Source organism: Sphingobium sp. 3R8, assembly GCF_020166615.1.
Classification (GTDB): Bacteria; Pseudomonadota; Alphaproteobacteria; order Sphingomonadales; family Sphingomonadaceae; genus Sphingobium; species Sphingobium bisphenolicum.
The window spans coordinates 53,494-75,178 of record NZ_JAIQXR010000022.1; the positions used below are offsets into that span (position 1 = coordinate 53,494).

The window sequence follows — 21,685 nt, forward strand, 5'->3', positions numbered from 1 at the left end:
TTTGTCACTGGCCACGCCGCCGCAGCGCTCCTAATCCCCGCGCCATCATCCCAACGGGAAGAGGTGCGCCATGGACGATTTCGAACTCTGGCCCGACATACGCCGTTTCCTGCTCGCCTTCACCGGCAGCGGCCTCCTGATCGGCCTCTACACGCTACTCAGCGTCAAGCCGGTGCCATGAAGAGGCGTAGTGGTTTGCTGACGCCCCATTTCTATACTCTCATCCCCGCGTAGGCGGGGATCCATCTCCAGCCTTTGCGCTGTGCCGAGAGGTTGGGAGATGGGTTCCCGCCTACGCGGGAATGACGAAAAGGGGTGGTTGGGCGACAGTCTGCTTTCCTCCGTCATCCCAGCGAAAGCTGGGATTTCCCTTTTCTTTCCCGCGCTTCTCCTGAAGATGTGAGATTCCAACCTTCGCTGGCATGACGACAGTGGCGACTGAGAATGGTCGTTAATTGGTCACACCCTCAATTTACCGGCGCCCGTCGCCGATAGCTCAGCGCCTCCGCCACATGCACCCGCCCGACCCGCTCCGCGCCCGCCAGGTCGGCGATCGTGCGGGCCACGCGCAGCACCCGCGTATAGCCACGCGCCGACAGCTTCATCGCGGCGGCGGCCTGCGCCAGCAATTGCCGCCCCGCCTCGTCCGGCCCGGCGACCTCCTCCAGCCGCTCGCCATCCACCTCGGCATTGGTACGCAGCTTACTCCCGGCATAGCGCGCCGTCTGGACGCGGCGGGCCGCCGCGACCCGCGCCGCGACCTCGGCCGATCCTTCGGCGGGCGGCGGCAGCACCAGATCGGCGGCCGTCACCGCCTGCACCTCGACATGCAGGTCGATGCGATCCAATAATGGCCCCGACACCTTGGCCTGATAATCCGCCGCGCATCGTGGCGCGCGCGAACAGGCCAGCGCCGGATCGCCCAGATGGCCGCAGCGGCACGGGTTCATCGCCGCAATGAGCTGCACGCAATCTGCAACGTATGTAGACTGAAAAATAATTCGCCCGAAATCCGCAGAAATCTGCGGTTTCAAAGAGCGTTCCAAAGTGTGCGCCCAAACGACAGCAGCATTTGGACGGACCCCAAAAGCGTTAGCCCCGCAACGACGAAAACCTCAGTCCAAAACAGTAGGCGTCTCATCATCTTCATTCGCAGATCGCCCGTTGCTGATTGAACTTGGGCCATATGACAGTGGTGCCGCTTTGAACCATCGCACAGTTGATTTCCGTGTTTGCCTTGTTCCAGCAAACGGCAGTCACGCGGTTGTAGCTGGTGCCCGTCTGCTCGCATTGTAGGGTTTGGCCAGAGGCAAGCTCAGTCAGTTTGGATGTAGCGGAAGCGCCCGATGCTGAAGGGCAAGGATGACCAACCTTACAGGTTTCATCGCTTTCACGAGCAGCAACCGCGTGAAGCCTGATCCTCGTGCCGTCAACGCATCGCAAGGTATCGCCGTCGGTGATGCTGCTGACACGGCACAAGAAGCGATCAGACGGAACTCCATACATTTCCGACGCTCTGACGGGTGCCTCTGGCCTCTCTGGTAAACTGGCGAACGCCTGTCTGCTGGCTTTGGGCGTAGGAGCATCAACCGTAGAGGTTGCCGTTGACGCGGGTATTGCGATTGAAGCCGCCTCGCTCGGTTCGCTGCTGGGCCAAAAGAACACAGCGCAGAAGGTGCCGACCATCAGGACAGCAGCAACGGCGTAAACTGACCAAGCTGGAAATTGCCGCTCCTTGGGCTGCTGCCAGCCATTCGACCGCGACCGTCTATCATATGGTTGCCGCAGTTGGCCGACTATGCGCGGACGCCATCTCCTGCGACGGCCCCAAGGCCGCATATAATTCCAGAAATAGAGCGGAACGAGGATCGCCAACGCGGGGATGATGACATAGCCACCCGACACGCTGGTATTCTTCTGAACCCATGCGCCAGCAGCAAGCGAGCCGATGACGGCCAGCTCAATTAGAAATCCCCCTGTCGATCTCCGCCCCATAATCTCCCCTCGCGCCTCATCCATAATGTGGCCGAGCATAAATACGGCATGAGATTCTATGAATTTGCAACGACCAAACCGAAAGGGCCAAAGAAGCCCAATAAACCGCTGACGCCTGAGCAATCGCTTGTGGCCGCCAAAAAGCGCGACGTCGATATAGCAAAACAGGCTATGCAATCGGTGAAGGATCACCAGAAGCAGAAGAAGGAAGCAGAAAAGGCCCGCCGCATTTCCTATATCGGCAAGTTGCGGCCGCTATCAAACTAATAAGCTTATCGGCCTTCGATCACGAAGGCAGACCCCCATTCTACCCACATATATCCATCACGCATGATGTCGATGCCGATTAAATGCGGGAATTTACTATGTAGATATTTCCCGATCACGGGACGGCCCACTAATAGTGGGACAGAAACGAAAACGCTCCCACGGCGAACCATGAGAGCGTTTCACAGGCCGTCGCTGGAACGCATAAGCGTCTCCATGGGCTATAATGCTGCCACACTAACGCGGTGGCATATGTCGTTTAGGAAAAAGTATCAGCGACCATGATGTCAGTCGCAAATGGATCGCATTCATCATCGACGGCTTCAGCTTCAAATACCTGAGTTGCAGCTAAACTTTCTGCCTTACGCTTCTTGTCAGCAGCACGCACCTCGTCCTCAAGCTTCTTGATCTTACGCCCACGAGCAATGACGTGCTTTTCATAGCGCTCTTCCTCCCAACGCTCGTAACCAACAATCATAAGCTTGCTACCGAACACCTTGAACGTAGCAGTGCCAAACTCAACAGCGTCAGGCAGACCCACGGGCTTGTCAGTGTAAAACACATCATCATTGTCCGTGCTTTCGCCACGCTGGATAAAGCCCTTCTTGTGCTTCAATTCCAGCTTACCACCCTTAGGCTGCTTGGCATGCTTTGCACGGTCCGCCCGTTCGATGCCCAGAAGCGCCTTGCCAAAGACAGGATCGTTGAACGTCTCGATATACATCGCCGCTGCATTGGCCTTCACTTTGTTCTCGTAAAGATGGCGCATAACATTGCCATACTTTTCGGCAGAGCGATTGCGCTCAAAGACCAAGAACACGCTACCTTCCTCGTCCTTCTCTTGCCAGGAACCATAGAGCAATGCACAGACATATGCCCACCAGTTCGTGCCTTTCTTTTTCTCAAAGGCTTGAGCTTGGGCAGTCATGCCACATTCCTTAAGAAGATTTTCCAAGTGATGCTGGTTGCTACGGTGGAGCAGTGTCTGGGCGATCTGAAATGCGTGGCTGATCTGATTATAAACCTCACGGCGTCCTTTCAGTTCGTAGCTTGCCATTGCACGATCACCCATAACGAGCGACTTTTCACGAAACTCCGTGACGATATAGAGCAGGTCTTCGTAATCTTTATTCTTTCCAAAGCGAGAGTGCTTGGGATCATTCAGGCAATCAACCATGTAAGGCTGACCCCGATCATTTTCGCTCATATCGATTTCAACATTAATATCAGTCATAAAAATACCTCATCCATGGCGACACAAAAAGACCAAGCGCACGCGTCGCCAACGCACAGTTGGTTATTTTCAAAAGCGCGATTTGCGCGATTGAATTGTCAGACATCCAAAGATGTCAAAGAATACAGGCACGCCAGAGACCCGCACTAATGCGCGTTTTTCTTGCTTGATATGTCTGGAACAAGTGCGAGTAACTTGCGCTTGATGAATTTGGATTTATCTGAAACCGCTCAACGAATCAATCAGGCCAAGCGAGATTCACTGAGTCGTTAACGTTATCGACTTTGGTTAATCGAAGAGAAATGGCGGAATTCGGCCATTTGATTTTGCCAAAGGTTAACAGAAAAGCGACATGGCCCCTCTTTTGGGGTTGAAGGGGCCGTTCATATCCACGCCGATCAGCAGCCTTACGGACCCAACTTGGCTCTCGCTTCGCCCATCTGCCGCGGGCAGAAGCCACTGGGCGAACGCGCCGATTGATGCCCGCACCAGTCCCGTGGTTCCTGAAAAGCCACTGGACTATATAGGGATAAATTAAGACCGACGGCCCATGGATGATAGCCGGTTGGTTGGATGAGAAGAGATGTAAGGTGAGCTTTCCTGTCCTTCTGAAATCCCGTCCCTCACCATCACCCCTCGTCCCCTATTTTTCCCGCGAAGCCATAAATAGTCCGTGATGGCGACGGCCATCATAGGAAATATTGGGGATGGCTTCACTCTTTCGCAGCCATCCCCAAGGCAGCGAAAGAGAACAAAATGACACCAAAGCAGATAATCGAGCAGAAGAAGCTCAACAAGCAATCAGGCGAGATTGCGATCCCAAAGGTATTTACCGACAAATTCCCGGACTTGAAGGCGGCGAAAGCCCAGACGCTGTTCGACCGCTATGTTGAGGCTGTATGCGGCGCGCTGGCCCGACAAGCGCCGTTCATCACCGACAATCGCGCGCAGGTGTCCTTGGACGCACTCAGCAAGCAATGCGGGATATTCGAGTATAAGAAGAAGCGGCATTCGGTCTGGACCGAGTTCCGAGAGATCTGCCCCCTCTTCGTCGTCATCGACAAGGGCAACAATCTCAAGGGGAGGAATACGACCATCCAAATCAACGACCGGACCATCCGCAAGCTGCTGGATTATGTGAGCGATGACGTGCTTGTGCAGGAGGTGTTCTCGGGTGCTGCCTCAGACGGGGCGAAGCCGGAAATGATTGCCGTCGATCTTGAAAATCTCAAAAATTACATCGACAACACGGACTATGATCTGGCGCATAATGCCGAGGGCAAGGGCAGCGAGTGGGTCGCCAAGGTTCAGCGCAATGCCTATCAGGCGCGGCTTGTCCAACGCATCGCCGCGCATCTGGGCGGCCAATATCCCCAATATCCCAAGCCGTCCGTCTTTGGCCGCACCTATTATCACGGCCTGTCCATCCAGACGATGAGCAAGCAGGTCCGCGCCGCCGTGCTGGGCGAGCATTACCAATATGATTTGAGCGCCGCGATCTACGGGATCAAGTTGGCGATCATCAGCGGCATCGTCGCCAAGCCCAACGAACGTCACGTCGAAAACCGGCTGGACGGACTATTCACCTACACCAAGGAATATTTACGCGAAAAAGATGCCATCAGGCAGCGCCTCGCAGACCAGTGCCTCACGGCAACGCCGATCAAGGCCGCTGGCAAGCTGAGGCTGGTCAAGCAAGCTATCACGGCCATTGGCTTCGGCGCAAAGACGGACGCTGCGCTATGGCATGACGGTCATCCAACCGCTCTGGCCGACATTCTCAGAAACAAGGACGACCGCGAACGCTTCCTCAATGACAAGTTCGTCATAAACTTCATCGCGGAGCAGGACGAACTTACCGAAGCCATCATTTCCCACCTCAAGCGGGTTGGGCAGTTCGATCCCATCAAGCAGGCGATCAGGGACGCAAAGGCCATACCGCGCATCACCGACGCGCATATTTTAGCCTATCTGTTCCAGCACTATGAGACCAGCTTGATGGACGACATCGTGGCGATTGCTCAGGCGGAAAGGCCGGTCGTTGCCCGCATTCATGATGCTTTCGTCACCAGCGACAAACTTTCAGAGGCCACGCAGGCGGCTATCGCAGAAAAGCTCAGGGAAGCGCATTCGCTCATCAGGATCGAATGTGAGCGGGTTACAGGGTGGCAATCCGCCGATGCCCGCCGCAAGAACGAGGAAGCGGAGCAGCGCGAGGCTGAACACATGGCCGCAATTGCTGATGAAGATCGCCGCGCCCGCGCATGGGCCAGCGGCGAAGGCAGCGATGTCTTCGCCATGTTCAAATAGTCCCTGCCGTGTGGCCAGTCCCACTAATAGTGAGTCCGGCCTTCACGCAGCCATGAGGCGATAGACGCTCTGCCTGTTGATCCCCAACTGCTTCGCGATGGCGGATGCACCCATGCCCGCTTCGCGCAGCACGGCGATCTGCTCCACGTCGATGTTGGGCTTGCGGCCCTTGTAGGTTCCGCCTGCCTTGGCCTTGGCGATCCCGTCGCGCTGCCGTTCGCGGCGCAGGTCGTTTTCAAATTCGGCGACCGCGCCCAATATGGCGAGCGTCAGCTTGCCCGTGCTGGTGCCAGTATCAATGGACTGGTGGAGGCACTGGAACGCAACGCCCTTGTCACTGAGCAGGTCGAGCATCTGGAACAGGTCGGACAGCGAACGGGCAAAGCGGTCCAGTCTGCTGACCACGACCGTATCGCCCTCACGCACGAAGCCGAGCATTTCCGACAGGCCAGGGCGATCCCTGTTCGTGCCTGTCGCCTTGTCCTCGAAGATGCGTTCGCATCCATGCTTGCTCAATTCGTCCTGCTGGACGGCAAGGCTCTGCCCCGTGGTGCTGACACGCGCATATCCGACAATCATGTTCCCTCGTCACATTTGGGTTTAAGACCCTAAGCATTTGCTGTCTGATATGTGCGGGGTCGATCCAAAAGTGACAGGAAACAGCCATTTTTCAGCCGTCACGCGACGGTAAACCCAAATGCGACGGCGTTGCCGATGAACTTATTTGCAGATCATGTATGCGAGCTTGGCCGCGCTGTCAGGAAAGCGCTTGGCCACCATGTAGAAGTTGAAGGTTGAGCCGGAGCGTTTGGCAATGCCCGGTTTTATCTGGCCGTCCTCTTCGTCGAACAGCAACAGGGTGGCTTCGGGTGCGATCAGGACATTTTCGCGGTCGTTCACGAACTTGGCGCGCTCGTCGCCGGTTGCCACCCGCCATTCAGCACCCAATGTCTCTTCCAGCCGTTCCGCAAGTTGTTGCTCGCGCAGCCTGTAAAGCTCTGTGACCTTCTTGGGACGCGGCGTTGGTTCATCGACGGCGGCAAGCGCGATGGACTGCCTGATGGTGCGATAATAGTGGGTGACGCTCTGGCCGTCAGTTGCTTCCAGCATTCTGACGAGAGGCACCAGCCATGACAGAACCTGATCCAAGGTGGGGGCATTGCGTTGCATCTGCGACTGACTGCCGCCCCATCGTTAAGATGGCGTTATGCTCGCTAAATTCGATGGAAAATCAGAACCGCACTGCCTTCTTCGATCGACCGCCTTTTCGTTGGCATTACCGACATGGGCATTAACACCGGCCAAGGAGATGCCACCATGTCGATCCTCAAGTTCCTGAAACTCGCCACCGCAGCCCGTGGCAATCCCGCTGCGTCCGAATTCGCCTTCCGTGCCAAGGTGCTTAACTGGCTTGACGAGCAGAAGGCGATGGCCGAGGCCGAGATTGCGGGAACGACCTTCGCCGTGACCAAGAAGGTGACGCGCAAGAATGCCGAAGGCGAGAGCATTCGTGTCGATGCCCCCCGCAAGGTTCGCAAGGGCTGGTTCACCGACGCCAACGGGAAGATGTTCTTCCAGATTCGCTACGGCAACAAGCCACTGGAATTTGCCAAGGGCATGAATGCGGTAGAGGTCGAGAATCTTGCCGATGTGCCGGTCATCATCGGCTCGATCATCGACGCCATCAACGCCGGTGAACTCGATCCCCAGCTTAACGCGGCTCGCGATGCACGTCGCGCGAACTTCAAGGCTAAGAAGGCGGCCTGACAGCAAACTCAACAAGGCGACTATGCAAATCGTGACGGCGGAGATACGCAAATGCGACCACGACACGGAACCGCACTCGATTATGAGCCTGAAAGCCGACCTGCTTAAAGCCAAGACGGAAGAAGATGTTAAGGACGCCTATATCAAGGCGCTCGGCTTAAAGTCCTATAATAAGACGCTTGTAGACATCAGAACGGATGAAATTTGGTTTGAAGCCAAGGGGGCCTCAACACCTCCTGTGATGATGTTCACGCAACTCCTATTTTATGTGAGGGCTGCTCGAAAACTCGGAGAGCATATCCCGCCTTTTCTCTGCGTCATTGATCGCGAGAAAGCGGCGCTCATGGAGACAGAGAAAGCCCTCCCGATTCTTGATGATAAGCAGATCGCATGGCCGAAATCTGGCTCTAAAGTTGACAAAGCTCTCGCAGCGCAGGCTGCACCATACATTGAAACGCACTTCGTCGTATACGATCTGGAAAATCACGAGAAGGAGTTCCTACAAGCAGCGAAATCCGCGATCAAAGCGGGTAAAATTATCCGAACTCCTATTACCCCTGACAATCTTCGCCAAGTTTTTGACAAATGGGTTGAAATGATCGGAGACGAACTGGAAGGAGTTTCGCCTTCAGACTACGCTTTGCTTTTCTTCGCTGATATTATGCATGACGGAAAAAAAGCGGCAATGCGTGATTTGCCTGCAAAACTTCTTCATGATGATGACAAGCCGGTATTTCTTCTAAACGGAAAGTCATATGAGCTGAACAGCCTGCGTGGTTATCGAAATTTTTGGGCCATATACCACCGTCCACCTGAGGAAGAATATCGTCAATACCTTCTGGAGCGGCGTGATAGTTTGCTTCCGCTCGACGAACGCACTTTCAAAGGTGCCTACTATACACCTCTTCATGTTGTAGATAAGTCGTACGAAGAGCTGTCAGCCATATTGGGAAAGAATTGGCAGCAAAGATACATCGTCTGGGATATGTGCTGTGGCGTAGGAAATCTTGAAGTAAAGCACAGTAACTATCGCAATGTATTTATGAGCACCCTCGATCAAGCTGATATAGATGTCATGCGCGCAAGCCAGACTTGTGTTGGTGCAAATATTTTTCAATACGACTATCTAAATGACGATATTTCTGAATTTGGTACTATAGATTATACTCTGTCGGAGAAAGTTCCGCCTGAGTTACGTGCCGCAATTGCTGATGCAAACGCACGAAAGAAGGGCGCCAAGAAGATTTTGGTGTTAATCAATCCGCCTTACGCGGAGGCGACGAGTTCAGATAATGCGGTCAGCCAAGGTGTTGATCGGAGCAAAAAGGGTGTTTCTCGATCTAAATTTGCTGTGGCTGGCATGGATGGTTACGGTAAAGCCAGTAACGAGCTTTTCACTCAGTTTTTAGCACGAGCGCACCGCGAAATACCAAAAGCTACTGTCGCGACGTTCGGAACCTTAAAATATGTAAACTCTCAAGCTTTTGAGGAGTTTCGCTCCGTTTGGCGCGCGAAGTATCTCGGTGGTTTTGTTGTCCATAGCCGTGCCTTCGACGGCTTGAAAGGCGATTTTCCGATTGGCTTCCTCGTTTGGGATATGGCGAAGCCCGCGGATATTGATGAAATCTATACTGAGGTCCTCGACCGGGACGCAAATCTTATTGGTGAAAAAACGTTTGAGAATGTTGAAACTGATAAGTTGCTTACCACTTGGGCGGAGCGTCCTCCAACTAATAAGCTGATCCCTGCCATTCCGTTGAAAGGTGCGGTTGAACCGGCGACCACATCAGCAGACCTAAGGGGCACGAAATGGTCGGATGGAGCTATAGGATGGTTCAATTGTGCAGGAAATGATCTGCAACAAGCTGCCAAATTGACTATGATTCTGTCATCGGGTTTTGGCAGCGGCAGAGGTTTCTTCATCAATGAAGACAACCTTTGGAAAGTTGCTGTAATGTTCGCTGTTCGGCGTTTGATAAAGCCGACTTGGCTAAACGATAGAGATCAATTTCTTCAGCCATCTCAGTCCCTCAGTGAAAGCTTCAAGTCGGATTGCCTGATTTGGACACTGTTCAACAACAGCAATCTGGCAGCAGGCGCGGACGGCCTTAAGTGGGGTGGCGAAAATTGGTCGCTGGTTAATCACTTTATCCCATTTACGGAAGCAGAGGTCGGAGCCAAAGGCCGATTCGATTCAAACTTCATGATCCGTTACATCGCTAAACTAAAGTTTAGCGCCGAGGCAAAAGCAGTTCTGAACGAAGGACGCAAGCTATGGAAGCACTATAGCTCTATGAACTTTGGCCGCACGATTCGTGAAGAATATAAGCTTAACCGTCCTGATGTGGGATGGTATCAAGTACGACGAGCACTCGAGGCGAACGCTCACAATGAAGTGACCGATTTCGGTCCCTTCAAAACCTCATACGCTGCGCTCAGCGAGAAGCTGTTGCCGCAGGTGTATGATTTCGGCTTCCTGCCTGAATGATCGGTGATCCACACGCATCATCTGGTTCTCACTATTAGTGAGCTTGCGCTGTCAGGGCTGCTGAGCGCTGAGGACGCGTTTCACGCTGTCGCACTGCTGGACAGGAGCAAATCGCCTTCGTCGGGCTGGAGAACGCACGACACAGGGATCCTACGCTGCGCGCCAAATCTGTTCCCCATCCAAAAGCGTCCCGTTCTCATCAAACCGCCACCATGTGTCCTCATTGGGCCATATGATGAACGTGTTGTAGGCGGTGACTTCGATGCGGTGTAGTAACCGCCTCAGCGCCATATTCACGCGGCCGCGAGCATAAATCCGTATATCGTCGTCCTCGCTGGCCAATTCAGCCCGCAAGCTCTCCACCAGCACCATATCATCATCACTGGATGGTTTAGACGTTGCGACTGCAAGCTGCTTCTGCAAATCCTCAATGGCTTGGGATTGTTTATCCACCTCAGTTTCAAGGACGGCGGCTCGTGTCACGAGAGCCTTGCCGCCGCCATCCGCGATTGCGTCAATGATGTTGTCCAAACGTGTTCGGTTGGCATCCCTCTGCCTGCCAAGCTCAGCCAGATTTTCGCGGAGTTCAGCAATTTTGTGATTTTCAGCCTGCTTGACTACGAGGCGTGGCAAAAGCTCGTCCAGCACGGTTTTCTCAACCACGTCATAATTGAGGATCGTGGGATTTTCGCATGAATGTTTCCGTCTGGATCGATCGCACCGCAAACGGCGGTAGGTTCTGCGACGGTAATTGACCACTTCGCCGCTTACCTTTCTATAAGTCTGGACCGTATCGGTCGTATGCTCGAAATGGGCACCGCCGCCGCACTCGTCACAAAACACCATCTGTGTGAGCAGATTACGGTTCTGATTCTTTGACCGCTTCTGGTTGCTCTTCCGCATAGACAGCGTGGCTTGTGCTTGGTTGAACTTTTCAGCGGAAATCGCCTGAGGATAAAAGTCTGCTGCCAACGTCCGTCCATCATTGGTGACGTATTCGCCCAACACGGTTCGCTTGGTGAGAAGGCGATAAACATAGCTGTAGAACCAGCCATTCTTGGTTCGGTTCTTGAACTGATTCCAAACAGGTTCGTCACGATCATTGAGCAAGGTGACTATACGATGGAGGCCCATGCCGTTGATATAGAGATCGTATATCTCGTTCAGCACCTTCGTTCGGTGCTCGTCCAGAACATATTCGCCGTCAACCCGATTGATCCATGTGGGAGTATGCGGGACCGGCCTTTTCTGACTGCCATCCGCAATTGCTTCGAATCGCTTGTCCCAAGACGCCTTCGTGCGGCGGCTCTTTTTATCGCTTTCCTCAAACGCCAACTGAGCTTTGATGATGACGGAGAACAACTCCATCATATCGCCATTGTTGCCAGCCTTGTAGCAATAGCCATCGTGGAAGGTGGCTACATCAACGCCTGCCTCATTGAGCGCCCAGATGAGTTGCGCTGCGGCCTTCGCGCCTTGACGGCTCAAGCGGTCGATGTTTTCGACTATGAGCGCCTTGTCACGGTGGAGGCCGTTACGGGCTTCTACCTCAAATTCGTATAAGGCAGCCCCCTCAGCACGATTCTTCGCGTGAAAGGCACTCTTGCCTTCGTCCGTGATTGTTTTCTCAACGGTCCAACCGCGAGCAGTAGCGAACTCAATACCCGCCGTTTTCTGCCGTTCTAAGCTGTAGCCCTTACTTTGCTCAGTGGTGGAAAAGCGGGCGTATATGATCGCAGTTTGAGCCATTGGACTGTCCTATCGCGGCAAGCGTTAGGATTTTGTCTACGTGCATCGCAACATGGACCCGCGCAGGGAAGGTCACATGCGCATTGGCCCGCGCCACCGTCACCTCGCCGGTCTCCAGCGGCTGGCGCAGCGAATCGAGCACCGTCCGCTGAAACTCCGGCAACTCGTCCAGAAACAGCACGCCCAGATGCGCCATGCTGACCTCGCCCGGCCGCGCCTTCAGCCCGCCGCCGACCAAAGCCGCCATCGACGCGCTGTGATGCGGGTTGCGAAACGGCCGCGCCCGACTGATCCGTCCACCCTCCAGCGTGCCGGCGACGCTCGCCACCATGGAGCTTTCCAGCGCCTCGCCCGGCGTCATGTCAGGCAATATGCCCGGCAGGCAACTCGCCATCAGTGATTTGCCCGCGCCCGGCGGCCCGACCATCAGCAGATTATGGCCGCCCGCCGCGGCGATCTCCAGCGCGCGCTTGGCGACCTCCTGCCCCTTGACCTGTTTCAGGTCCGCGCCCCGCACCGGCGCCTCCACCACGCCCGGCTGCGGCGCCGACAGTGCCGACGTCCCCTTGAAATGATTGAGCAAACCCAGCAGATCCGGCGCGGCGACGACCTCGACCTCGCCGGCCCAGGCGGCCTCCGCCCCCTGCGCGACCGGACAGACCAGCCCCATTTCCTGGCTGCCCGCATGGAGCGCCGCCAGCAGCACGCCGGGCGACGGCGCGGTGCGCCCGTCCAGCCCCAGTTCGCCGACCACGACATAGCCCGCCAGCGTCTCGGCATCGATCACCCCCATCGCGCCCAGCAGGGCGAGCGCGATCGGCAGGTCGAAATGCGATCCCTCCTTGGGCAGGTCGGCGGGCGACAGGTTCACCGTGATCCGCTTGGGCGGCAGCGACAGGCCGATCGCGGCGATCGCGTTGCGCACCCGCTCGCGGCTTTCGGCCACCGCTTTGTCGGGCAGGCCGACGAGGATGAAATTGGGCAGGCCGGGCACGAGCTGGCACTGCACCTCCACGGCGCGCCTCCAACCCCAGATAGGCGACCGTCGATACCGTTGCGACCAAATGCCCCCGCCTTTTTTCGCTGCCCCGTCAGTCCGTCCCCGGACTATTCCTCGATCGGTTCCCCGGTCCGGTCCCGCGCAGGCTCATCCGGCCGCCCCTTGAACCCCTGCGCCACGACATACCATTCGACGCTGCCCTTGCGGCTGGCCGGCGGCTTGGCATGCTTGATCGTCGTGAAATTCTTCTTGAGCAGCACCAGCAATTCGCCGTCCGTCCCGCCCGCAAACACCTTGGCGACGAAGGTGCCGCCCTTGCGCAGATTCTCCACCGCGAACCAGGCCGCAGCTTCCACCAGCCCCATGGTGCGCAGGTGATCGGTCGCGGCATGGCCGACCGTATTGGCCGCCATGTCGGAAATGATCAGGTCCGGCGCGTCGCCCAGCGCATCGCGCAGCATCTGCGGCGCCTTGTCGTCCATGAAATCCATTTCGAACAGGGTCACGCCCGCGATCGGATCGACCGGCAGCAGGTCAATCCCCACCACCGCCGCTTTCGGGGCCATCTTGCGCACCACCTGCGCCCAGCCGCCCGGCGCTACCCCTAAGTCCACGACCGCCTTCGATCCCTTCACGAAATGGAATTTCTCGTCCAGTTCGATCAGCTTGAAGGCGGCGCGGCTGCGCCACCCTTCCGCCTTCGCCTTGCGGACATAGGGATCGTTCAGATGCCGCTCCAGCCAGCGCACCGACTGCGCCGTGCGGCCCTTGGCGGTCTTGACCCGCACCTTGCCGACACCAGACCCTCTCACATCTCTCTCCCGTCGCGGTCCATCAGGCCGCGCAATATGCCTTCGCGAATCCCCCGGTCGGCCACGCCCAGTCGCGCGGCCGGCCAGATATCGAGGATCGATTCCAATATGGCGCAGCCCGCCACCACCAGATCGGCGCGCTCGGTGCCGATGCAGGGCAGCTTCTGCCGCTCGGCCAGCGCCATGGTCGACAGCCGCTCCGAGATGGCGCGCATCGATTCGCATGGCACGATCAGCCCGTCGATCGCCTGCCGATCGTAGCGCGGCAGGTTTAGGTGCAGGCTGGCCAGCGTCGTCACCGTGCCGGACGTGCCGAGCAGCCGGATATCCTCCGCCCCCTGCGGCAGGCGCCGGGCGAGCGGCGAGAAAGCCTCGCTGACCCGCGCGCGCATCCGGTCATAGGCCGCCAGCCGTTCCGCCTTGTCGCCATGGTCGAACGCCTCGCTCTCGGTCAGCGACACGACGCCCCAGGGTGCGCTGACCCAGTCGACGATCCTCGGCGCGCCCGTCGTTCCGTGCGAATCGACCAGCACCAGTTCGGTCGATCCTCCGCCAATATCGAAGATCAGCGCTGGTCCGTCGCCCGGCTCCAGCAACGCATGGCACCCCAGCACCGCCAGCCGCGCTTCTTCCTGCGCGCTGATGATGTCGAGCGCGATGCCGGTTTCGCGATAGACCCGCTGGATGAACTCCGCCCCGTTCGACGCCCGGCGGCAGGCTTCGGTCGCGACCGATCGTGCCAGCGTGACGTGGCGGCGACGCAATTTGTCGGCGCACACGGACAGCGCCGCGATCGCGCGATCGATCGCCGCATCGCTGATCCGACCGGAAGACGCCAGTCCCTCGCCGAGCCGGACGATCCGCGAAAAGGCGTCGATGACGATGAAGCCGTCGGCGGACGGCTTGGCGATCAGCAGGCGACAATTATTCGTGCCCAGGTCGATCGCGGCATAGGATCGACGCTCACGCGCGCCATGGGGCGGAAAGCCCCGTTGCGTTGACGGGGGCGGAATGGCCGCAGCCTTGCTCCCATCGCCCGGACCGGAACGGGCGCGCTTGCCCGCATAACGGCCGGCCGGGCCGGAACTCTGCGGCGATGGGCGGCTCTGCTGCACCATGCCGTAACTCGCTTCTACATTCGCCAGCCGCCAAAGGGCGACCGGAACTTGCCCCCATGCTTAAGCAGATATGACGCATCGCGCAAGGCGCGGCCGGCATCACCGCCAGCGCAAGACTTAAGAATGATTAAGGATACGTCTTGCACGTCCTGCGAAGGCAGGGTTCGTTTCGGATCAGCAAAGAACAAGATCGCTCGATCGACGTCATCGCCTTTAGGACAAAACAGACATGCTGTGACGTTTTGGATACATGACGCAAGTTTTCATGATTGTACGATTGTCTTGGGCAATACAGTTGATTAGCCTCCCATTCGGTCTTTGGGGAGTTTATATCATGCACATTCGCAAGAATGGTGCGGGCCTGTTGGCGCGCGTCGGTCGTCCCGCACTGCTGGCATCCGCTGCCATAGCCGCGCTTGCCGTCGCGCCCGTGGCGCAGGCCGTCGTGCCGACCGACGACAAGAGTCCCAGCGACATCATCGACGGCAGCGACGTCAACGGCGTAGGCATCATGTATCGCGACGACGGTTTCGTCTGCACCGGCACGCTGATCAACCCGCGCACGGTCATCTTCGCCGCGCATTGCGTCAACGACCTGACGTCCGCCGACTACAGCACCGTCAACGGCGGCGTGCCCGTCGCCTTCGCCTTCCAGAACAATGCACGGCCCGGCCTCATCGACTGGATTTCGAACAATTACCGCACGAATACGGCGCTCAGCGTCTATAACGTCAACAACATCGCCTATAATCCGGAATCGCTCGATCCGCCGGCGCTCAGCTTCCTCTATGGCGACGTTGCGATGGCGACGCTCGACACGCCCGCATCCGACGTACCGACCTGGGCGGTGCTTTTTTCCGCGCTGCCCGCCCCGTCGTCGATCAGCGAAACGAGCGGCACCGGCTATCATGTGACGATCACCGGCTATGGCCGCAGCGGCAGCGGAAGCACCGGCAACAGCTATGGCATCGACTTCCGTCGCAAGACGGCCGAGAATTTCCTGGGCATGCTGGGCTCGCTCGACGATGTCGACAGCTTCCTCTTCGGCGAAGCCGGCGGCTATACGCAGAATCTCTACCACACCGATTTCGACGATCCGACGCGGGAAAACCCCTTCGACTTCAACCTGTTCAAGGATGACGCCCTGCCCAACGAAGGCAGCACCGCGGGCGGCGATTCGGGCGGCCCCCTGATTCTGGACCAGGCGTTCGATGAAAAGACCGTGATCGGCGTCCTGTCGGGCGGCAGCCGTTACTTCCTCGAACAACCGGCCAGTTCCTATGGCGGCTCGTCCTTCTATCAGCCGCTCTATCTTTTCTGGGACTGGATCGCGCAGAACAACCCCTATCGCTATGCCACCGCCAAGGCCGGCGACGGCAAATGGAGCGACGCCGAACATTGGGTGACCGCGCTCGATCCCAATTATCGCATCATCGACAGCACCGGCAAGCTGGTGAACGGCGTGCCCACCACGCCGGGCGCCGGCGCCTTTGGGCAGGACGATACGCAGAAGTTCGGCCAGCTCTGCTATACGCCCGACGGCATCTGCTATGATGTCGGCACCGGCGAGCTGACCGTGGACGGCGTGCCCGTCACGGAGGACGGCGCGGCCCCTGCCACCTCGTCCACCGGCGCACGGACGGTTTCCAACAACAAGGGCAAGGTGGAAATCGCCGAGCGCAGCCCTGATGGCGAAAGCGTCACGCTTGCCGGCGGCGCCATTCACGAGGCGCAGGCCGAAGGCGATGTGGAAGCCGCCATTCTGCCCAGCCCCACTTTGGCCAACGGCCTGCCCGGCGCGACCGGCTTCGTGCCCGACAATATCGATCCGCAGGCGTCGGCAGGCGTGGTCGGCCGCTATTATGACGTGACGCTGAGCGCCGCCGGCAAGACCACGCTGGACATCGACGCCACCGTGGACCGCTTCACCATTTCTGGCACGGGCGCGACACTGGACGTCACCGCGGACGGATCGCTGACCAGCCTGATGGACATTTCCCATCTCGCCGGCGTGGTGAACGTCGATGGCACGGTCGAAACCCCTGGCGACTATTTCCTGATGACCGGCCTGCTGTCGGGCACCGGCACCGTGCGCGCGCCCTATTTCACCAACATATTGGGCGTGGTGGCGCCGGGCGGCATCGGCAAGATCGGCACGCTGACCGTCGAGGGCAATGCGCTGCTCACCTCGGGCAGCACGCTGCATATCGACCTGGGCGCCAATGGCGTGTCTGACGTGCTGGCGGTCAAGGCCACGCAATTCGTCGCGGATGACGGCGACGGCGAAGTCGAAACCCCGCCCACCGGCAGCGAAGGCGATGGCGGCGGTAGCACCGCAGAGCAGCGCACCGGCGCCGCCATCACCGCGGCGCAGGCCGACGGCGACGTGTCGCTGCTCGCGGCCGGCGATCCGATCGACGGCATCGCCGCGGTCGGCGGTCAGGTGGTCTTCGGCGCGACCGCCGGCACCAAGATCCGCTATGGCAACCAATATACGTTCGTGACGGCGGAAGGCGGCATCGACGGCACCTTCACTGCCCCGGCACAGCTGTCGGCGGTACTCAAGCCCGTGCTGATCTATGGCGACAACAGCGTCAGCGTCCGGATCGACGCCGGTCTCTATGCCGCCGTGGTCAACCCGGCTGCCCAGAACCAGACCAGCTTCGCCCAGCTGCTCGACCAGAACCGGTCGCTCTACGCCAATTACGCCGCCCTTTATGGCGAGGCGGACCTGCTGAGCGTCGCCGGCGTGCAGGCGACGTTCGAGGCGATGGCGCCACGCACCGAAGCGCTCAAGACGTCGATGGCCGAGGTGCTCAACGACAATATGGCGCGCTTCTATCGCGATCGCCTGACCAAGCTGGACGCCGGATCGATGGGCGGCACGCTGACCATGACCGGCCAGCCGATCCAGCTCGCCTCCGCCAGCCTCAACAATATCGATCTGGGCATGGACCAGGGCGGCGGCGACGACACGACGACCCGCGAAGGCGTGCTGCCCGACGATATGAGCGCGTTTCTGGCGGGCGGCTATCTCGACGGCAAGAGCGCGCCGATGCGCACCGCCGTGCCGCTCGGTCGTGACCAGTTCGATGGCTGGTATGCGGCGGCGGGCGTCGAAAAGGCGTTCGGCGACAATGGCGTCATCGGCCTGGCTGCGTCCTTCAGCGAACTGAAGGGCAATACCGGCGACAATGACTGGGCGCGCGCGCGCCTCTATCAGGGCACCGTTTACGGCGCCTTCGACCTCTCCGGCGTCAAGCTGGACGCGGTCGGCAGCGCCGGCACGCTTGCCACCCGCTCGCGCCGCGCCTTCGCCGTCGGCGTCACGCCCTACACCCTCTATGGGAGCGATCAGGAACTCGCGCTGTCGGGCGAACTGGGCCTCAGCAAGGCGCTGGGCGGCGACGCCTTCAGCATCGTGCCGCGCGCCTCGATCCGCGGCGCCTATATCAGCTCGGGCAACCTGGCCGAATATGGCGGCGACGCCGCGCTGGTGATCAAGCGTCACGCCATCCGCAGCGCGCAGGGTCGCCTGGGCGCTACGGTCAAGGCCAACACCGGCGGCTTCAAACCCTATGTCACCGCCAACTTCGTCCATGAATTCAACGACCAGCCGGCCTATTTCCTGGCCAATCTGGTCGGCGGCACCGGCAGTCTGGCGCCCTTCGCGCTCGGCGGTTCGGATCGCAACTGGGGCGAGGCGGGCGGCGGCCTGACGGTCACCACGGGCAATGTCGATCTCAGCCTGTCGGCCGACACCACCCTGTGGCGCAAGGACGTGAAATATCAGAGCTATCGCGCCAGCGTGAAGTTCCGCTTCTGATTTCCGGCTCCCAGCCGAAAGGAAAGGGCCGCCCGATGGGGCGGCCCTTTTCGTTGGTGTCGGGATTGGATAGGATTACGCACTTCCGTTCGCTTCGAGCCTGGTCAAGGATCGGGTGGCCCGCCTTTCTCGCTTCTCGACACGCTCGAAAACGGGCGGAGGCGGCTTAACGGCTACCCACCCCCTCTCTCACTGCGTATACAGCTTCACCAGCCGATAGAGAAATGCCCGCCCGTCCAGCAGCGACTTGACGCGGATGCGCTCGTTCAGGCCATGGACGCCCTGCCCGTCCGGGTCGGCGAACATGCCCGACACGCCATAGGTGGGAATCCCCGCCGCATTGGTGAAGCGCCCGTCGGTTGCCCCGGTGGCGAGGCGCGGGATCACCGGCACGCCGGGCCACATCTCCTTGGTCAGCGTTTCGATCGGCCCCATGATCTGTGGCGTCAGTTCCGGCGCGGAGGATTTGGGCTGCGGTGGATCGGCCAGCGTCACCTTCACCTTCGGATCGGCGGCGACCTCGCCCAATCGCGCCAGCACCGACTCCACGCTCTCGCCGGGAATGATGCGGCAATTGACGTTCGCAGTCACCGATTGCGGCTGGGCATTGGGCGCATGGCCGCCGGAAATCAGCGTCGGGATGCAGGTGGTGCGCAGCGTCGCGTTCCAGCTCGCGCTCTCGGCCGACACTGCGGCATAGTCGGCCTCGGTCGCCTTGCCCGCGCCGATCGCCGCCATCGCGCTCGACACCTTCGCCGGGTAGAGCGGCGCCGACGCACCGAAATAGGCCTTGGCCGCCGGGGTCAGGTTCACCGGGAAATCATAGTCGTTGATCCGCGCCAGCGCCGCCGCCATCCAGCCGATCGCATTGACATGCGGCGTCTGGCGCGAGCTGTGGCCGCCCGGCGCGGTCGCGGTTAAGGTGAAGTCCTGATAGACTTTCTCGCCCGCCTGCACGCCCTGGCTCACCGGCTTGCCGCTCTCGTCCAGCGACCCGCCGCCTCCCTCGTTCAGCGCCCATCCGGCCTTGAGCGCATCGGGCTTGGTCTTGAGCAGATATTCGACCCCGTTGAGCGCCTTCTCCGTCTCCTCGCCGCAGGTCAGTGCCAGCTTGATCGTGCGCTTTGGCTTATAGCCTTCCGTCTTGTAGCGGATCATCTGGTCGGTGAAGGCCGCCGCCATGGCCTTGTCGTCGGACGTACCCCGGCCATAGAAATAGCCGCCCTCCTCGATCAGGCTGAACGGATCGCGCACCCAGTCGGCGCGCTTGGCCGCAACCACATCGATATGGGCGAGCAGCAGCACGGCCGGCAGCTTGGCGTTGCTTCCGCGCAGGATCGCGGTCAGATTGCCTTCCTTCGGATGCGCCGGATCGACGATGATCGCCACGTCGCCGTCGGCATAGCCGGCCGCTTTCAGCCGCGCGCCCATCCGTTCGGCCGCCAGCGTGCAACTGCCGTCGGGCCAGCTCGAATCGGTTTCGACCAGTTCCTTGTAAAGACCCCGGAAAGCGGGCTCGTCCCCGCGCGCCTGCGCATCCGGGGTCGCGGCATGGGCGCTGGTGGTGACGAGAAGCGCCGCGATCAGCGCGGCGGCGGGACGGTGAAATGCCATGGAAAAGCCCCTTGGATGGAAGAGGCGACCAGCTTGGCGGAGCGGCGGGATGAGGGCAAGACTTCCGGCACGACCTGTTCCCGCGCAGGCGGCAACATGCCACGCTTCACAAGGGCAGCAGCGCCGCCACGATCTGCCGCTCCTCGGCGCGCAGCACGCCCCAGGCGCGGGCGGCGGCGCGGCTGTCCATCGCCTCCACGCCGATCCCCAGCGCCTCGACCGCGCGGACAAAGGCGCGGGGCGGCTGGCGCAGCGCCGCGCCGGTGCCCAGCAGCAGGAATTCAGGCTTCGGCTCGGTATCGAACAGGTCGCCCAGCGACGCTACCGTCAGCCCATCCACGCCCGGCGCATCGGCCCAGGCCAGCGCCCGCACCGGGCTGAGCAGCAAGCCGTCGGGAAACACATCGTCGCGCACCCGAAAGCCGCGGCCCTGAAAGCCGGTGACGATCGGTCCCTGACCGTCATCGTCCCGGCGGACCTTTATCCCGACATCGCTCAGGGCTTCGCCCCATCGTCGCGCGGACCTACACGCTCGGCGGTGCCGGCATAGTCGCCCTTCCGGGTCGCCTTCTTCTCCGACGTCTGCGGAGTCAGACCCAGCGAGATCAGCAGCGAAGACGACACATAGACCGACGAATAGGTGCCCACGATGATGCCCAGCATCATGGCGGCGGTGAAGCCGCGCAGCACATGGCCGCCCAGCAGCAGCAGCGCGCCCAGCGCCAGCAGGATGGTGACGGACGTCATCACCGTGCGCGGCAGCGTCTCGTTGACGGACAGGTCGATCAGCGCCTTCATGTCCATCTTGCGATATTTGCGCATATTTTCGCGGATACGATCGTCGATCACCATCTTGTCGTTGATCGAATAGCCCACGATCGTCAGCACCGCCGCGATGATGTTGAGGTCGAATTCGAGCTGGGTAATGGCGAAAAAGCCCAGCGTCATCAGCACGTCATGGACGATCGCGACGAAGGTCGAGACGCCGAACTGCCATTCGTAGCGGAACCAGCTGAACACCGCGATGCCCAGGATCGCCAGCACGACCGCCAGCACGCCATTCTGGATCAGTTCGCCCGACACCTTGCCCGACACCGTGTCGTAGCGGGAAAAGGTGACGCCGGGGAATTGCGCCGTCATCGCCTTGCGGGTCTTTTCAACGACCGCGTTCGCCGCGCCGGCCCCGCCCTGTTCGGGCAGCGGCAGGCGGATCTGCACGGTATTGGCGTCGCCGAACTGCTGGAGCGAGCTTTCGCCCACGCCCAGACGGCCGATGGTCGAGCGCACCTTGTCGGTATCCACCGCCTGCGGGAATTTCGCCTCGATCATCAGGCCGCCGACGAAGTCGACGCCCAGATTGAGGCCCTTGTGCGCGGTCGCGCCCACGGCCAGCACGGTCAGCAGCGCGGTCAGGGCGAAGGCCCATTTGCGGATCGCAACGAAGCCGATATTGGTGTTGTCGGGGACGAGCTTGAGAAGTTTCATGGGTGTGTCCTCCCGCCCCT

At 59.6% G+C, this 21,685-nt stretch carries 16 protein-coding genes and 1 pseudogene; 6 read left to right on the forward strand and 11 right to left on the reverse strand.

Going from position 1 to position 21,685, the window contains the following annotated elements; genetic code table 11:
- Positions 1–467 precede the first annotated feature (467 nt).
- On the reverse strand, positions 468–1,046 hold the full coding sequence (locus K9B33_RS18700; protein WP_318011153.1) for an ATP-binding protein: 579 nt from the start codon (positions 1,044–1,046) through the stop codon (positions 468–470).
- A gap of 410 nt (positions 1,047–1,456) precedes the next feature.
- On the opposite strand from K9B33_RS18700, the gene K9B33_RS18705 reads away from it, so the two are divergent.
- A complete protein-coding gene (locus K9B33_RS18705) occupies positions 1,457–1,708 on the forward strand; it encodes a hypothetical protein (protein WP_224550574.1) in 252 nt (83 codons plus the stop codon).
- Positions 1,709–2,043: 335 nt separating this feature from the next.
- Positions 2,044–2,262: a hypothetical protein gene (locus tag K9B33_RS18710; RefSeq protein WP_224550575.1), complete on the forward strand. Its 219-nt coding sequence runs from the start codon at positions 2,044–2,046 to the stop codon at positions 2,260–2,262.
- A 259-nt stretch (positions 2,263–2,521) separates the two neighbouring features.
- Here K9B33_RS18710 and K9B33_RS18715 read toward each other — a convergent pair whose 3' ends face one another.
- Positions 2,522–3,496, reverse strand: a complete 975-nt coding sequence (locus tag K9B33_RS18715) for a hypothetical protein (RefSeq protein ID WP_224550576.1) — start codon at positions 3,494–3,496, stop codon at positions 2,522–2,524.
- 756 nt (positions 3,497–4,252) lie between these two features.
- Here K9B33_RS18715 and K9B33_RS18720 point away from each other — a divergent pair.
- Positions 4,253–5,806 carry a hypothetical protein gene (locus tag K9B33_RS18720; RefSeq protein ID WP_224550577.1) on the forward strand — a complete coding sequence of 518 codons (1,554 nt, stop codon included), beginning with the start codon at positions 4,253–4,255 and terminating at the stop codon, positions 5,804–5,806.
- 42 nt (positions 5,807–5,848) lie between these two features.
- Here the strand turns inward: K9B33_RS18720 and K9B33_RS18725 are convergent, their stop codons facing one another.
- Positions 5,849–6,385 carry a recombinase family protein gene (locus tag K9B33_RS18725; RefSeq protein ID WP_224550578.1) on the reverse strand — a complete coding sequence of 179 codons (537 nt, stop codon included), beginning with the start codon at positions 6,383–6,385 and terminating at the stop codon, positions 5,849–5,851.
- 141 nt (positions 6,386–6,526) lie between these two features.
- Positions 6,527–6,976, reverse strand: coding sequence for a hypothetical protein (locus tag K9B33_RS18730; protein ID WP_224550579.1), 450 nt, complete (start codon positions 6,974–6,976; stop codon positions 6,527–6,529).
- Between the two features lie 147 nt (positions 6,977–7,123).
- On the opposite strand from K9B33_RS18730, the gene K9B33_RS18735 reads away from it, so the two are divergent.
- Together K9B33_RS18735 and K9B33_RS18740 are read left to right on the forward strand one after the other, a co-directional pair.
- Positions 7,124–7,573, forward strand: a complete 450-nt coding sequence (locus K9B33_RS18735; protein ID WP_224550580.1) for a DUF6641 family protein — start codon at positions 7,124–7,126, stop codon at positions 7,571–7,573.
- 22 nt (positions 7,574–7,595) lie between these two features.
- Positions 7,596–10,061 (forward strand): hypothetical protein, encoded by a 2,466-nt coding sequence (locus K9B33_RS18740; protein ID WP_224550581.1) that lies wholly within the window; start codon positions 7,596–7,598, stop codon positions 10,059–10,061.
- A 150-nt stretch (positions 10,062–10,211) separates the two neighbouring features.
- On the opposite strand, the gene K9B33_RS18745 is transcribed toward K9B33_RS18740, so the two are convergent.
- The 4 genes and pseudogenes from K9B33_RS18745 to K9B33_RS18760 all read right to left on the reverse strand — a co-directional run bounded on the left by K9B33_RS18745 (position 10,212) and on the right by K9B33_RS18760 (position 14,740).
- Positions 10,212–11,810, reverse strand: coding sequence for a recombinase family protein (locus tag K9B33_RS18745; RefSeq protein ID WP_224550582.1), 1,599 nt, complete (start codon positions 11,808–11,810; stop codon positions 10,212–10,214).
- Between the two features lie 49 nt (positions 11,811–11,859).
- Positions 11,860–12,874 (reverse strand): annotated as a pseudogene (locus K9B33_RS18750) (YifB family Mg chelatase-like AAA ATPase); the annotation flags it as partial.
- Positions 12,875–12,917: 43 nt separating this feature from the next.
- Entirely contained in the window at positions 12,918–13,622 is a 705-nt protein-coding gene (locus K9B33_RS18755; RefSeq protein ID WP_224550583.1) for an RlmE family RNA methyltransferase, read from the reverse strand.
- Positions 13,619–14,740: a Ppx/GppA phosphatase family protein gene (locus K9B33_RS18760; RefSeq protein ID WP_224550584.1), complete on the reverse strand. Its 1,122-nt coding sequence runs from the start codon at positions 14,738–14,740 to the stop codon at positions 13,619–13,621. Before K9B33_RS18760 ends, K9B33_RS18755 begins: the two co-directional genes overlap by 4 nt.
- A 334-nt stretch (positions 14,741–15,074) precedes the next feature.
- Here K9B33_RS18760 and K9B33_RS18765 point away from each other — a divergent pair, with 334 nt between their 5' ends.
- Positions 15,075–18,566: an autotransporter domain-containing protein gene (locus K9B33_RS18765; RefSeq protein WP_224550585.1), complete on the forward strand. Its 3,492-nt coding sequence runs from the start codon at positions 15,075–15,077 to the stop codon at positions 18,564–18,566.
- Positions 18,567–18,755: 189 nt separating this feature from the next.
- Here K9B33_RS18765 and K9B33_RS18770 read toward each other — a convergent pair whose 3' ends face one another.
- The 3 genes from K9B33_RS18770 to secF all read right to left on the reverse strand — a co-directional run bounded on the left by K9B33_RS18770 (position 18,756) and on the right by secF (position 21,665).
- A complete protein-coding gene (locus K9B33_RS18770) occupies positions 18,756–20,180 on the reverse strand; it encodes a M20/M25/M40 family metallo-hydrolase (protein ID WP_224550586.1) in 1,425 nt (474 codons plus the stop codon).
- 106 nt (positions 20,181–20,286) lie between these two features.
- Positions 20,287–20,628 carry an Mth938-like domain-containing protein gene (locus K9B33_RS18775; protein ID WP_224550598.1) on the reverse strand — a complete coding sequence of 114 codons (342 nt, stop codon included), beginning with the start codon at positions 20,626–20,628 and terminating at the stop codon, positions 20,287–20,289.
- 47 nt (positions 20,629–20,675) lie between these two features.
- Positions 20,676–21,665 carry a protein translocase subunit SecF gene (gene secF, locus K9B33_RS18780; protein WP_224550587.1) on the reverse strand — a complete coding sequence of 330 codons (990 nt, stop codon included), beginning with the start codon at positions 21,663–21,665 and terminating at the stop codon, positions 20,676–20,678.
- Positions 21,666–21,685 lie beyond the last annotated feature (20 nt).